This is a genomic window from Thermoanaerobacter sp. YS13, assembly GCF_000806225.2.
In the GTDB taxonomy this organism is placed as follows: Bacteria; Bacillota; Thermoanaerobacteria; order Thermoanaerobacterales; family Thermoanaerobacteraceae; genus Thermoanaerobacter; species Thermoanaerobacter uzonensis.
The window spans coordinates 128,466-142,963 of record NZ_JOOI01000003.1; the positions used below are offsets into that span (position 1 = coordinate 128,466).

Here is a 14,498-nt window from a genome sequence, read left to right on the forward strand (position 1 = left end):
AAAGGGTGTGCTGGCAATGGCTAATAGCCAAAAGCTTGTAGATGTATTAAGGGGAGAAACAGAAATTTATAAAGTTTTATTAGACTTAGCGATAAAAAAAACTGATATTATAATTGCAGGGAAAGTAAAAGAATTAGATGAAATAGTTCAAATAGAGAAGCAACTTATAAAAAAACTTATGGAATTAGAAGAACAAAGAGAGGATATATTGGAGAAGATTGATATAGAAGGCAAAATGACAATAACCGACCTGATAGAATCAATTTCTTTAGAAGAAGCAGAAAACCTAAAAGATATCAAATATAATCTGACTAATATTTTAAAAGAACTTGAAGAAAGAAACAAATTAAATGCTGCTTTAATTGAACAAGCGTTAGAATATATAAACTATTCTATTCAAACAATATCAAGTACCTTAGAAAGTGATGATGGTGTTTATGGAAATAATGGCAATATAAAAAGGTACACCAGTTTAATTGACAAAAAGGCATAGGGGGATGAAGATGTCTACTTTTCAAGGATTAGAAATAGCAAAGACAGGATTGTTTGTAAGCCAAAAGGCTTTGGATGTCACGGGACACAATATTGCTAATGCTAATACCCCTGGGTATACTCGTCAAGTAGTAGATATGGCCTCAATTGCACCACCTACTACTTTTGGTATGTATGACCAATGGGGAAAAGCCATAGGAGAAGGCGTAAAAATACAGGATATAAGGCAAATCCGTGACCAATTTTTAGACAGCCAATTCAGAAGGGAAAATAAATTTTTGGGTGAATGGGAAACAAAAGCGCAGGTTTTAGCTGCTGTTGAAGATATATTTAACGAACCTTCAACTAGCGGAATAAACACAGTGCTTAATGACTTTTTTAATTCCCTTCAAGAGTTATCCAAGAATCCAGAAAGTTTGACGGTAAGAGCGGAAGTTAGAGAGCGAGCTATTGCCCTTGCAGATACTTTTAATATTGTATATCAGCATCTTTATGATAAATGGAATGAATTAAATTCTACCATACAAAGTAGAATAGCAGAAATAAATTCTTATGCCGACAGAATAAGCAAATTAAACAATGAAATATATAGATTTGAACTTACCGGACAAACAGCTAATGACTTAAGAGACCAGAGAAATCTCCTTGTCGATCAGCTTTCCAAACTTGTCAACATCACCACATATGAAGACTCCAATAAAAATTTCAGAATTGATATAGCGGGACAAGCTTTGGTAGATGGGTCAACTGCATTTACGATGAGTCTCAATAATACAGGTGCTGTCGTATGGGATTTAACAGGAACACCTGTAAACCCTTCAAGTGGTATATTAAAAGGCTTACTGGATATGAGAGATGGAGATGGCACCAACGGAATAAAAGGAGTACCCTATTATATAAGTGAATGGAATAAATTGGCGTATAGTGTAGCACAAGCGATAAATGAAGTACATAAAGCAGGTTATGGCCTTGACGGTTCTACAGGAATTCCGCTTTTTACTGATTTTACTACTCCATATGATTCTACAGTTCAATATGCGAAGTTAATTAAAGTAAGTTCGGATATTCTTGCAGCAGATGGACTTGAGAAAATAGCTGCTGCATCAAGTACTGCTACTCTTCCGGGCGATAACACAAATGCATTAAAGCTTATTGCTTTAAGGGATCAAGGTAATGCGGTACTAAATGGAGCCACATTTGATGACTTTGCAAGGTCATTAATATCAAATCTTGGAGTGGATGCACAGCAAGCAAATTTAATGCAAAAAAATCAAGAAGTCATGGTAAAACAAATTGATTTAAACAGACAATCGGTATCTGGCGTATCTTTAGATGAAGAGATGACAAACATGTTAAAGTATCAGAAATCCTATGCTGCTTCTGCAAGAATGATAACAGCTATGGATGAACTTTTAGATACTCTTATAAATAGGATGGGCATTGTAGGAAGATAATATGTCATCTTGAGGCGAAGCCGGAGGATCTCAGACCAAAGAGGAATACCATACAGTATTAGATTAAGGCAGGTGTAAAAGATGAGAATTACTGACGGCATGCTTATAACGAATTTTTTGAATGACTACAACAATAACCTTGAACGGTTACAAAAAAATCAAAACATGTTATCTACAGGCAAAAGAATATCAAGGCCTTCTGATGACCCTGTTGCAGTAGCTACAAGCCTACGTATTCGAACAGATATGACAAGAAACGACGCTTATACCAAAAATGCTGATGATGCAAAATCCTGGTTGGACATAACTGATACTGCTTTAAATCAATTGGGTAGCCTATTGCAGCGTACGAGAGAATTAGCAGTCCAAGGTGCAAATGGGACTTTGACTCAAGAGGATATGCAAAAAATAGCTAACGAGATAGAGCAGTTAAAAGCGCAAATGATACAAGTTGGGAATACTCAATACAATGGAAGATATATATTTGCAGGTTTTAAAACTACAACCCAGCCTTTTAGTGAAACCAATAATTCTTATAGTGGCGATAAGGGTTTAATAGAGTTTGAAGTAGGTGCTGGGGGAAATAAAATAGCTGTAAATGTAACTGGAGATAAAGTTTTTAATGTGGATTTGACAGGAACTTCTCAACTTCTTACTATGATGGATAATCTAAAAAAAGCATTAGACTCGGGAGACCATCAGGCTGTAAGCAATTTAATAGTTGATGTGGATAAGCAGATGGAAAATGTATTGGCAGTAAGAGCAGAAGTGGGTGCAAAATCAAACAGAATTGACCTTATAAAGAATAGGCTCCAAGATGATAACTACAATTTCACATCGCTTCTTTCAAAAAATGAAGATGCAGATTTGGCACAAGTTATTACAAATCTCAAAATGGATGAAAATGTGTATAGAGCCTCTTTAGCTGCAGGAGCTCGTATTATGCAGCCCAGCCTCATAGACTTTTTAAGGTGATAATATGAGTATAGTGATACATCAAACTTTTGGCAGGATAGGTATAGACACTACTCCTGCCCAAATTTCTATACAAAGCCCAAAAGTAGACCTTGAAATAAAACAAATACCTGCAAAAATGGAAATAGACCAAAAACTTCCGGAAGTGCATATAGACCAGTATCAGTGTTTTTATGAAGCAGGCCTTAAAAATATTTTTGACCTTGTCCATGATGAAGCCCAGTGGAGCAAACAAATAGCTCTTGAGGCAATAGGCAAAATTGCTGAAGATGGAGATACACTTGCATCAATAGAAAACCATCAAAATGCTATTGTGAAATTAAGTGAAGAAGCGCTGATTCAGGATATAGACTTCAATATTGACCTTATGCCAAAATCACGGCCCCAAATATGGTTTGAAGGATATTTAAACATAAATTGGCAGTTAGGTGGTGTAGAAATCAAAGCAATACCTCATAAACCTCAAATATATGTGACACCGGCACATGTAAATATACATATGAAGCAATACCCATCAATAAAGATACAATATGTGGGAAATAATGTGGATAGGAGGATATGAATTTAAGGATATAACTTTTTATCTTTTGCCAAGGACTTCTTTTCCATTATAAACCATCATTTTTGTCATTCTGAGCGTTAGCGAAGAATCTCAGACCTAAAAGAAGCACTCCATAAAGACACCAATAAGAAAGTGAGGATTTACTATGCAAATAAATACAAAAAACTTTGGCATCATAGAATACAATCCTGAAAACGTCATTTACTTTGAAGAAGGAATACCGGGTTTTGAAGACTTACACAATTTTTTAATAATCAGTGACGATAGAGAAAACATGCCCTTTAAATGGCTTCAAGCGGTTGATGATACAGATATAGCCTTTGTAGTTATTGACCCTCGAGTCTTTAAACCGGATTATACTTTTGAAATTGATGAAGAATTAATACAAGCTCTTCAAATAGAGGATGTGAACCACCTTCTCATATACGTAATTGTAGTAATCCCCGATGAAATAGAAAAAATGACAGCAAATCTAAAAGCCCCTATAATTATAAATGCTAAGAATAACAAGGGTAAACAAGTTATTCTTGAAAACGAAGAATACTTAATAAAGCATCCAATATTGGAGGAACTCAAAAATGCTTATTCTAACGCGTAAAGTAGGTCAATCCATAATTATAGGGGAAGATATAGAAATTAAAATATTAGAAATTGTTGATGGCCAAATAAAATTGGGGATTACTGCGCCAAAAAATATATCTGTTTTAAGAAAAGAGCTTATAGAAATCAAAGACGAAAACTTAAAAGCTGCATCTGTAAACAAAGAGGCTTTAAGCAAATTAGAAAATTTTATTAAAAAACGCTAAAGTAAATGCAAAATATATCGATATATATAATGAAAACAAAAGATGAAGCAGTTGGCCAACTGTGAGTCTTAAAATCTTTCAAAATTAAGGCAAGGATGCCAAATAACAATTCAAGGAGGAAGGTTAAAAATGATTATCAACCACAACTTAAGTGCGCTAAACGCATGGAGAGCACTTGCAATTAATACTGCAAATACACAAAAGGCATTAGAAAAACTTTCATCGGGTTACAGAATCAACAGAGCTGGTGATGATGCAGCAGGTCTTGCAATTTCAGAAAAAATGAGAGCACAAATTAATGGTCTTAATCAAGCTCAAAGGAACGCTCAAGATGGTATATCCCTTATCCAGACAGCTGAAGGTGCCTTAAATGAAACCCATGCAATACTTCAGAGAATGAGAGAACTTGTTGTACAAGCAGCAAATGACACAAATACAACACAAGATAGAGCAAATATTCAAGCGGAAATTAATCAATTGCTGCAAGAAGTGGACAGAATTTCAGACCAAACACAATTTAATACTAAAACATTACTGGATGGAAGCTTATCTACAACTGGTTTGACTTTCCAAATAGGTGCAAATGGTGGACAAATTGTTTCATTAACTATAGCTGAAATCCATACTTCAGTGCTTGGAACTGCTTCATTATCTCTTGCCCAAGTAAATGTGAGTGTTGTTAATTTGACTTCGGCAAGTGTAGCAGCTGATTTGAGTGCTATCGATGCTGCTATACAGACAGTATCGGCGACAAGGAGCAATCTTGGTGCGTTGCAGAATCGTCTCGAGCATACGATAAATAACCTTGGTACAGCAGCAGAGAACTTAACAGCCGCTGAATCCCGTATAAGAGATGTAGATATGGCAAAAGAGATGATGGAATTCACAAAAGATAACATTTTAACTCAAGCAGCGACTGCAATGCTGGCACAAGCAAATCAGCAACCGCAGTCAGTATTGCAATTACTAAGATAAAATAAGGGAGGCGAAGCCTCCCTTGAAATTTACTTGGAGAAGCATTTTAACTAAAATTATAAAAGAAAATGTCAATATATTTTATGAACAAAGTTATTTAGAAGTAAAAGGATTAATTTAAAAAATGGAGGATTTAAAAACCTATGAAGGTTTTATATGTTAATTCTGGTCATTGGTGGCCGCATAACAATTTAGATTATGGGATTATTAATGGTTTTTTACAGCTACATTGTCAGATAGTTGCAGTGGATGTTTCGAATACGGAAGAGGCTAACTTTTATGATATGTTGCAAGATTTTAACCCAGATTTTGTATTTACTTTGTTAGGAGTACAATTAAATACAGAAACAGTTAGGAAAATTAAAAATTTCGGATATAAAATAGGGGTGTGGATTGTTGATGACCCTTATGATATTGACCAATCTCTTAAAGTTGCACCATATTATGACTATATTTTTAACACGGAAAAAAACGTAATAGATATTTATAAAAAAGTAGTTAACCATGATAATGTTTATTATTTGCCATTAGGTTCTAATGAAGTGACATTTAAAATAAACAAAGATGTTAGATATAAGAGCGATATTTGCATAATAGGTACGGGATATAAAAACAGATTAGAACTAATTGATAAAATATCACATGAGTTGATAAAATATAATACTAAAATTATAGGAATTTTGTGGGATAGACTTAAGTCATATAGTATTTTAAAAAATAATATTCTTTTGGGAGTTGTTTCAGATGAAGATGCTGCAAAATTTTACAGTAATGCAAAAATTAATTTGAACATTCATAGAGCCTATGATGATGATACATTAAGACGGTTAAATAGTTATAAAATAAAAGCTTTGTCACCGAATAATAGGATATTTGATATTTCCTTAGCAGGCGGATTTCAAATAGTAGATTATCGAGAAGATTTAGGCAAATTTTATGAAATTGATAAAGAACTTATAGTTTTCAATGACGAAGAGGATTTAATTGAGAAAATAGAATATTATTTAAATAATGAAAATGTAAGAAATGAAATAGCGAAAAAAGCTTATTTGAGAACAGTAAAAGAACACCTTTTTGCGCATAGGTTAGCAATTGTTTTAGAGGTAATCAAGAATAGTAAATAGAGGGAGATAACGCATGGTTAAGGATTTAAGCAGTATAATAATTTTAACCCATAATCAATTAACATATACGAAACTTTGTATAGAAAGTATACGTCAATACACGGATGTACCTTATGAGATTATTGTTGTTGATAATGCCTCTACAGATGGAACAGTTGAATGGTTAAAAAAACAAAAGGATATACTTTTGATAGAAAATGATAGGAATATGGGTTTTGCAGCAGGCTGCAATCAAGGTATTAAGGCTTCTAAAGGAGAATACATTGTATTATTGAATAATGATACAATTGTAACAAAAAATTGGTTAAAAAATATGATCGACTTTTTAAATTTGCATGATGATGCAGGTATAGTTGGTCCAGTAACCAATAATATTTCTGGACAACAAAGAATTAATGTAGAATTAAGAACAATAGATGATATTCACAAATTTGCTAATAGTTATAATATCACTTTCCCCAAATATAGAAAAGTATTGAGACTAGTAGGTTTTTGCATGGTAATGAAAAAGCAATTAATAGATGAAATTGGATTGTTTGATGAGAATTTTGGTATAGGTAATTATGAAGATGATGATTTGTGTTTAAGGACAATTTTAAGTGGGAAGAAACTTTATATGTTAGAGTCTACATTTATTTACCATTTTGGTAGTGTTACATTTAAAAACACCAATTTTGATTACGAAAAAATTATGATACAAAATAGGAGCTATTTTATAAACAAATGGGGATTTGATGTTTTTTACTATGTGAATTATAACCCATATATATTATCAAAATTTCCCATTACAGCTAAACGAGTATTAGATGTAGGTTGTGCTATGGGAGCTTTAGGACTTGAGTTAAAAAATCGCTATAATGTTGAAGTTCATGGTATCGAAATCAACAAGCATGTAGCAGAAATCGCTGGTAATGTATTAGATAAGGTATATTCAAGCGCTGTAGAAGATGTGATTATAAAATTGCCAGAAGATTACTATGATGTAGTGATTTTTGGTGACGTTTTGGAACACTTACACAATCCGTGGGAAGTTATTAATGAAATTAAAAGAGTATTAAAAAAAGATGGACAAATAATTGCTTCTATTCCCAACATTAATCATGTTAGTATATTAAAGCGTTTGTTAATGGGTAATTGGAAATATGAAGATTCTGGTTTACTGGATAAAACCCACCTTAGATTTTTTTCATATAGTACAATAGAAAATCTATTTAAAAGTGCTGGATTCGATATTATAGATGTTACGAGATTAGAAGGTAATATAGACTCTTCTCGTGAAATGACATTATTAAATTATTTAGATAATATTGCGAAAATATTAGGCTATTCAAAAAACTATAAAATAGAAGGAAATACCTACCAATATGTGGTTGTAGCGTCTCAAAAGAAGAAGGCAACCCTTTCTCTCTGCCTTATTACAAAAGATGAAGAGAGAAACATTACTCGCTGTATAAACAGCGTTAAAGATATTGTTGATGAAATAGTTGTGGTTGATACTGGTTCAAAAGATAAGACAGTAGAGATTGCAAAAAGTTTTGGAGCAAAAGTAATACATGCAAAGTGGGAGGAAGATTTCAGTAAAGCAAGAAATATAGCTATAGAAAATGCTACTTGCGATTGGATATTATTTCTCGATGCTGACGAAGAAATTAAAAGGGAAGATGTTGATAAAATAAGGCCCTTACTTAATGACGAGACTGTTGAAGCGTACCTCTTTAAATTTGTAAACTATGCAGGTGCTAATTTGGGTAGTGGTCTTACAGAAGTTCATTATAATTATCGTTTATTTAGGAATAATGGTAAACTTAGGTATATTTATCCTGTTCATGAGAATCTCAGAAATGTAGAAGAAAATCGTCCTCCTATAGCTAAAAACGCTGAAGTTACAATATTACATTATGGATATTTGTCAGAAATAAGAGTAGAGAAAAATAAAACAGAGAGGTATATTAAACTTATCTCAAAATACCTTAAGGATCACCCTGATGATAAATTTCAGCATGGGAATTTGGCAGTGGAATATTATAATTTGGGTAATTATAATAAAGCATTAAAACACTTGTTAATAGCTACAAAAGGGATGGACGTTAATTCTTATTCTGCAACAAGAATGATAAGATATCTTATAGGTACATATGCAGCACTAAAAGATTATGATACAGCGTTAAAAATTATAAATGATGCAAAAGCGTATTATATAGATGTACCGGATTTCAAATTTCTTGAAGGTATGGTATATGTTGACCAAAAACGATATGAAAAAGCGATAGACATGTTTAAGGAATGTCTTTTGATGGGAGAATATAAAGGAATGTTTATTACCATGGGGGGAACAGGAAGTTATCGTGCAAGATATATGATAGCCTTTTGCAATGAGAGGTTAAATCGATTGAATGATGCTGTGAGGGAATACATCGAGGTTTTAAAAGAGAATCCAAACTATCAAGAGGTTTTTATAAGACTTTTTGACTTGTTTGTAAAAAACGAAAAACCAGAAGATGTTTATAAATTTTTCATTAAATATGTTGATACTAAATCTCCTATAAACCATGTAATATTGTCAAAACTGTATATAAATGCAGGTATATTTGAATTTTCAAAACAGTACCTTGATAATATCAATTTAGATATAGAAGGCCTAAATACGTTGAGAGGAATTGTCTGTATGGGACTTAAAGATTATAAAAATGCAGTAAAACATTTTGATATGGAATATGGGAAGGCAAGACAAGAAGCAAATTATTATAAAGTTTTATACTACATAATACTAAATGATATTGATAAAGTTAAAGAGATTCTTTGGGAAATTTCTGACTCATCTGATAAAAAGCTGTATATGACTATTATTGGAGAAATTAAAGCAAAATTTGATGAAGTTAGGGATAGTTATTTCAATTTACTAGACTTGCTCATCAAGTTGCAAGAATTTGATTTATACAATAAAGTATTGGGACTATATGTAAACAGGTTTACAAGAGAGGATTATGAAAAGTACGCTCAACTTATGATAAAGTACGGATTAGAAGATTTAGCAATTGAGGCTTATATAAAAGCAGCTGATTTAAACACACAAAATCCTGAGGTATATAGATATCTTGCTGAAAGAGCATTAGGACAGGGTATGTATGATGAAGCCTTGTCATTGGCAGCGAATGCTTTTAATATTGATAGAATGGATATAGATAATTATGCGTTAATATACAAGATATACAAAACTATAGGAAATCATGAGGAAGCTGAAGAAATTGACAGAATGATAAAAGAGATATATCCAGAGATAAGTCTCAAGGATAGGACGGGCTTATAATTATTCCTTAAGAGAGGTCAATCCTCTCTTTTTTTTGAACAAAACTTTTTCACTTTAGCAATTGATGATATAATTATTTTAAGAGACAAGCTTAAAGGGAAGTGATGGTGAAGTGCAAACATTGAATTTGATAGAGATTTCAGACAAATTATCAAGCATTTTAAATAATGCTAAACCTTTTTTAAAGTGGGCAGGCGGAAAAACACAGTTATTAGATGAGTTATATAAGAGGTTGCCATCTTCTTTAATTCAAAGTGGTGAAATAGAGAGATATGTTGAGCCTTTTGTAGGCGGTGGTGCATTTTTCTTCTTTTTAAAAAGAAATTTCAAAATTAAAGAATCGTTTTTAATCGATATAAATAAGGAACTAATAATAGGTTATAAGGTAATTCAAAATAATGTGAATGAGTTGATTCACGAGTTAAGTAGCATGGAAGAAAAATATCTAAAATTATCAGAGGAACAAAGGAAAGATTTTTACTATAACATTAGAGATGAGTATAATAGACAAAAGGACAATTTTGATTATGTAAATTATAATTTGGACTGGGTAAAAAGAGCAGCGTACTTAATTTTTTTAAACAAGACATGTTTTAATGGATTATATCGTCTAAATAAAAAAGGTGAATTCAATGTACCGTTTGGGAAATATAAAAACCCTACTATTTGTGATGCTGACAATTTAATCGAAGTAAGTAAAGCGTTAGAGAATACAGAGATCATTTGTGCAGATTTTGAAGAAAGCAAAAAGTATATACATAAAAACACTTTGGTTTATCTCGATCCTCCTTATCGTCCTTTAAACAATACTTCGAATTTTACAAGTTATAATGAGGACGGGTTTGATGATGATGACCAGAGGCGGTTAGCTCAGTTTTTTAAAGAAATGGATAAAAGAGGCGCTTATCTTATACTTAGCAATTCGGACCCCAAGAATGAAGATGTAGATGACAATTTTTTTGATGAATTGTATGCGGGGTTTATTATTGAAAGGGTAAAAGCAAAAAGATATATTAACAGTAATGGGGATAAACGAGGAGATATAAATGAATTGATAATAAGGAATTATGAGTAGGGGGCTTAAAATGAAGGAATTATATATTGAATTCTTAAATGTAGAAAATGAGGAAAGTGTAATAGAAAAATTTCATGATACACTTGTGGACACAAATAGGAGTTATGACTTTTTTGTTGATTGGGACAAAGTAAGAAAACACGTTGAAGAACATAAAATAGAATTTAATATATTAAATAGTTTAATAGGAAGTAATCAGTTTGATAATGACTTAAGAAAAATTTTATTAAATTATCCTCGAGTGCTTCCTGTTATACCGATTTTATTAGCAATACGAGACCTTAATTTTAAAGTAATCCGCAATTTTACAGATAAAAACTTGGATATTATGAATTATGACTTTAACACTAGAACTCTTACATTAAAAGAGATTGATAATATTATAGAATTTTTTGATAAGACAGGCTTAAAGAGATTTTTTCTGGAAATGGGTGCGAAGAGCGTACAAGATTATGTAATAGGTGTGGAAGTAGGCATGGATACACATGCGAGGAAAAATAGAAGTGGAGATGCGATGGAATTATTATTAAAGCCAATTATTGAAGATATAGCAACAAAGGAAAAAGGATTGGAAAGAATTTTATTTCAGAAAAATTTCGAACATTTGGAAACTAATTATGGTATAGAGGTTAACTCTTCAATTAAAAACAGAAAAGCTGATTTTATTTTAATCAAAAACAACAAAAAAGTTATCAATATCGAAGTGAATTTTTATTCAGGAACTGGTTCAAAACCTCAAGAAATAGTGGATTCCTACATAGAAAGACAGAATGAACTTAAAAATAATGGATTTGAATTTATTTGGATTACAGACGGAGAGGGATGGAGAGGACAGAAAAATCAAATTCATAAAGGATTTGAGAAAATAGATTATTTGTTAAATCTTCATTTTGTGCGTATTGGTTTATTGGAGGAAATATTATGCAGGATATAGATTTTAAAAAAGAAATAACTACTGTATGGTCGTTTCCTGAAAGGGGAAAATGGAAGACACATAAGGGAAATTACAGAGGCAATTTTGCACCTCAAATTCCAAGGAATGTTATATTAAGATATTCTCATGAAGGAGATTTTGTACTCGACCCTATGGTTGGGAGTGGTACAACGCTAATAGAAACTAAAATATTAAATAGGCGAGGTATAGGTTTTGATATTAATCCAGATAGTGTAGAGCTGACTAAAAGAAATTTAGACTTTGATGGAAATTATAAGTATGAGCAGATTGTAAGGGTAGGGGATGTGAGAAATTTAAAAGATATTGGCGACAGCAGCATTGATTTAATAATAACGCATCCACCATACTTAAATATTATAAAATATTCAAATGGGACAATTGAGGGGGACTTATCAAATATATCTGATGTTAAAAAATTTTGTGATGAGTTGAAAAAAGGAGTTATTGAACTTTATAGAGTTTTGAAAGAAGACAGATATTGTGCTATTTTAATAGGAGATACAAGAAAAAGTGGGCATTACATACCTCTTTCATATTATGTAATGAGACTTTTCCTTAAGAATGGCTTTGTATTAAAGGAGGACATTATAAAAGTTCAACATAATTGTAAGTCTACACCTTATTGGGAAAGACAGGTAGAGAAATATAACTTTTATATGATTATGCATGAACATTTATTTATATTTAGAAAGCCTAAAAAAGATGAAAATTTAAATAAAATAAAATATAGCACGGGATTATACTAAATGGCGGGGATTTCCCGCCATTTTCAGTAGAATATTTTGGATATTTTTTACTTCCGTCTCTTTGTCATCCTGAGCCGAAGGTGAAGGATCTCAGATCCTATAGAAACACCTATTGTGTTCATAACAATGACTCACAATTTTACTACACTATAGAAATTTTATAATCTTTTAGCCACATATTTATTTGTACGAGGTAAGCGAAAAGTTGGGCGGGGCCCATAAGCTGTGAAAACCAGGCAGGGTCATAGGCTTTTGCATCTGTTTCTATAAGTTCTGCGATTGCTTTTTTATCTACAAGTTGTAATAAAGGCGATGTACTGTCATCAATTATTTGTTTTAGCCATTCTTTAAGGATGTTTTTAAATACTGGATTGTGTGTTTTAGGGTAAGGACTCTTTTTTCTTTCAATTACTTCCTCTGGGATGTAACCTTTTAGAGCGTATCTAAGTATTCCTTTTTCCCTTCCGTTAAGATTTTTCATTTCCCACGGTATATTCCAGACATATTCTACAAGCCTGTAGTCTAAAAAAGGTACTCTTGCTTCAAAACCTACTGCCATGCTCATTCTATCCATTCTGTCAAGAAGCATGGGCATAAATCTTGTTATGTTAAGGTAAAACATTTCCCTCATTCGAGCATTATATGGGTCTTCTCCGCTAAGTTTTGGCACTTCATTTAAAGCCTCGTTATATCTATCATTTAAATACTCTATAGGTCTTATATATTTTACAACTTCTGGCAAAAGTAATTTCATGCGTTCATTGACCATTCTTATCCATGGGAAGGTGTGACTTTCAATTGCTTCTTTGTTTCTAAACCAGGGATAACCTCCAAAAACTTCATCAGAACCTTCTCCTGATAGAGCGACTGTGGCTCCTTTTTTTACTTCTTTTAAAAATAGATATAAAGATGAATCTATATCTGCCATACCAGGAAGGTCTCGAGCGTACAAGGCTGGCTTTAGAGCATGTGCAAGTTCTTCGTTATCTATAAATACATAGTTATGGTTTGTGTCAAGTTTATTTGCAACAAATTTTACCCAGTCTGCGTCAGAATTTGGTTGAAATTCGTTTGGCGTAAAATATTTATCATTACCCACATAATCTACCGAGTATGTTATAAGTTTTTGACCTTTTTGTTTTAATTCTTCACTTGTGAAGAAGGATACAGCAGTTGAATCAAGCCCACCTGATAGCAATGAACATAAAGGCACGTCTGAAACAAGCTGCCTCACTGATGAATCTTTAAGGAGATACCTTATTTTTTCCGCCGTTTTCTCAAGGCTATCTTCATGGGGAAGACTTTGTAATGACCAGTATTTGCTTATGTTTGCTCCATTTTTAGTGAATATGAGGTAATGCCCGGCTTTTAATTCTTTAATGTCTTTAAAGACACCATATCCGGGAGTTCTTGAAGGTCCCATTACAAATATTTCTGCAAGACCTTGTGAGTCTATCTCTGGCTTTACATGTGGATGTGCTAATATTGCTTTGATTTCTGAACCAAATATCAAAGACCCGTTTTTTATGGTATAAAATAGCGGCTTTATTCCGAGATGGTCCCTGGCAATAAAAAGCCTATTTTGTACTTCATCCCATATTGCAAAAGCAAATATTCCATTAAATTTTTTAACACATAAAGAACCCCATTCTATATAAGATGTCAAGATAATTTCAGTATCTGAACGGGTATTAAAAGTATATCCTAAAGACATGAGTTCGTTTTTTAATTCATCCATATTGTAAAGTTCTCCATTGTGGATGATGACAAAATTTTTTTCGCCGTATTTTTTTATCATTGGTTGAATTCCACCTTGTGGATCTATAACAATTAAACGGCGGTGCCCCAAAACACAATGTTTTGATAGCCATACCCCAGAACCGTCAGGTCCTCTTTTTTTAAGAGTGTCTGTCATTTTTTCGATTACTTCATTTTGAAGTGATAAGTCCATATCAAAGTTAACCCATCCCGTTATTCCACACATAAAAATCCTCCTAAAATTTAAATCTATAAGTAAATATATTTTC

At 32.5% G+C, this 14,498-nt stretch carries 13 protein-coding genes; 12 read left to right on the forward strand and 1 reads right to left on the reverse strand.

Translation table 11 applies throughout. The features are described from left to right. Window positions 1-16 precede the first annotated feature (16 nt). From THYS13_RS12805 to THYS13_RS12860, 12 genes are all read left to right on the forward strand, one after another. Entirely contained in the window at window positions 17-493 is a 477-nt protein-coding gene (locus THYS13_RS12805) for a flagellar protein FlgN (RefSeq protein WP_042834923.1), read from the forward strand. A gap of 10 nt (window positions 494-503) precedes the next feature. Beyond that, window positions 504-1,946 carry a flagellar hook-associated protein FlgK gene (gene flgK / locus THYS13_RS12810; RefSeq protein ID WP_042834924.1) on the forward strand — a complete coding sequence of 481 codons (1,443 nt, stop codon included), beginning with the start codon at window positions 504-506 and terminating at the stop codon, window positions 1,944-1,946. An 81-nt stretch (window positions 1,947-2,027) separates the two neighbouring features. Beyond that, the gene (gene flgL / locus THYS13_RS12815) at window positions 2,028-2,921 is read left to right on the forward strand and encodes a flagellar hook-associated protein FlgL (protein WP_042834925.1); all 894 of its coding nucleotides are present in this window, start codon (window positions 2,028-2,030) and stop codon (window positions 2,919-2,921) included. A gap of 4 nt (window positions 2,922-2,925) precedes the next feature. Beyond that, the gene (locus THYS13_RS12820) at window positions 2,926-3,483 is read left to right on the forward strand and encodes a DUF6470 family protein (RefSeq protein WP_042834926.1); all 558 of its coding nucleotides are present in this window, start codon (window positions 2,926-2,928) and stop codon (window positions 3,481-3,483) included. Between the two features lie 145 nt (window positions 3,484-3,628). After that, on the forward strand, window positions 3,629-4,081 hold the full coding sequence (fliW, locus tag THYS13_RS12825) for a flagellar assembly protein FliW (protein WP_042834927.1): 453 nt from the start codon (window positions 3,629-3,631) through the stop codon (window positions 4,079-4,081). Beyond that, window positions 4,062-4,289 (forward strand): carbon storage regulator CsrA, encoded by a 228-nt coding sequence (csrA, locus tag THYS13_RS12830; RefSeq protein WP_042834928.1) that lies wholly within the window; start codon window positions 4,062-4,064, stop codon window positions 4,287-4,289. The genes fliW and csrA overlap by 20 nt, the downstream gene beginning before the upstream one ends. 129 nt (window positions 4,290-4,418) lie before the next feature. After that, window positions 4,419-5,264: a flagellin Hag gene (hag, locus tag THYS13_RS12835; RefSeq protein WP_042834929.1), complete on the forward strand. Its 846-nt coding sequence runs from the start codon at window positions 4,419-4,421 to the stop codon at window positions 5,262-5,264. A 143-nt stretch (window positions 5,265-5,407) separates the two neighbouring features. Then, a complete protein-coding gene (locus THYS13_RS12840; RefSeq protein ID WP_052210539.1) occupies window positions 5,408-6,388 on the forward strand; it encodes a glycosyltransferase in 981 nt (326 codons plus the stop codon). 13 nt (window positions 6,389-6,401) lie between these two features. Next, entirely contained in the window at window positions 6,402-9,695 is a 3,294-nt protein-coding gene (locus THYS13_RS14025) for a glycosyltransferase (RefSeq protein ID WP_082990426.1), read from the forward strand. 112 nt (window positions 9,696-9,807) lie between these two features. Beyond that, window positions 9,808-10,770 carry a DNA adenine methylase gene (locus THYS13_RS12850; RefSeq protein ID WP_042834930.1) on the forward strand — a complete coding sequence of 321 codons (963 nt, stop codon included), beginning with the start codon at window positions 9,808-9,810 and terminating at the stop codon, window positions 10,768-10,770. A gap of 10 nt (window positions 10,771-10,780) precedes the next feature. Continuing rightward, entirely contained in the window at window positions 10,781-11,704 is a 924-nt protein-coding gene (locus THYS13_RS12855; protein ID WP_042834931.1) for a type II restriction endonuclease, read from the forward strand. Beyond that, the gene (locus THYS13_RS12860; RefSeq protein WP_042834932.1) at window positions 11,692-12,471 is read left to right on the forward strand and encodes a TRM11 family methyltransferase; all 780 of its coding nucleotides are present in this window, start codon (window positions 11,692-11,694) and stop codon (window positions 12,469-12,471) included. The genes THYS13_RS12855 and THYS13_RS12860 overlap by 13 nt, the downstream gene beginning before the upstream one ends. Before the next feature lie 142 nt (window positions 12,472-12,613). Here THYS13_RS12860 and asnB read toward each other — a convergent pair whose 3' ends face one another. Next, window positions 12,614-14,455 (reverse strand): asparagine synthase (glutamine-hydrolyzing), encoded by a 1,842-nt coding sequence (gene asnB / locus THYS13_RS12865; protein ID WP_042834933.1) that lies wholly within the window; start codon window positions 14,453-14,455, stop codon window positions 12,614-12,616. Window positions 14,456-14,498: the final 43 nt, after the last annotated feature.

Bases quoted from the DNA above. Each gene is read 5' to 3' on its own strand.
- THYS13_RS12805 (WP_042834923.1), top strand. From the start codon at position 17: ATGGCTAATAGCCAAAAGCTTGTAGATGTATTAAGGGGAGAAACAGAA.
- THYS13_RS12860 (WP_042834932.1), top strand. From the start codon at position 11,692: ATGCAGGATATAGATTTTAAAAAAGAAATAACTACTGTATGGTCGTTT.
- THYS13_RS14025 (WP_082990426.1), top strand. From the start codon at position 6,402: ATGGTTAAGGATTTAAGCAGTATAATAATTTTAACCCATAATCAATTA.
- flgK (WP_042834924.1), top strand. From the start codon at position 504: ATGTCTACTTTTCAAGGATTAGAAATAGCAAAGACAGGATTGTTTGTA.
- asnB (WP_042834933.1), bottom strand. From the start codon at position 14,455: ATGTGTGGAATAACGGGATGGGTTAACTTTGATATGGACTTATCACTT.
- THYS13_RS12840 (WP_052210539.1), top strand. From the start codon at position 5,408: ATGAAGGTTTTATATGTTAATTCTGGTCATTGGTGGCCGCATAACAAT.
- csrA (WP_042834928.1), top strand. From the start codon at position 4,062: ATGCTTATTCTAACGCGTAAAGTAGGTCAATCCATAATTATAGGGGAA.
- THYS13_RS12820 (WP_042834926.1), top strand. From the start codon at position 2,926: ATGAGTATAGTGATACATCAAACTTTTGGCAGGATAGGTATAGACACT.
- flgL (WP_042834925.1), top strand. From the start codon at position 2,028: ATGAGAATTACTGACGGCATGCTTATAACGAATTTTTTGAATGACTAC.
- hag (WP_042834929.1), top strand. From the start codon at position 4,419: ATGATTATCAACCACAACTTAAGTGCGCTAAACGCATGGAGAGCACTT.
- fliW (WP_042834927.1), top strand. From the start codon at position 3,629: ATGCAAATAAATACAAAAAACTTTGGCATCATAGAATACAATCCTGAA.
- THYS13_RS12855 (WP_042834931.1), top strand. From the start codon at position 10,781: ATGAAGGAATTATATATTGAATTCTTAAATGTAGAAAATGAGGAAAGT.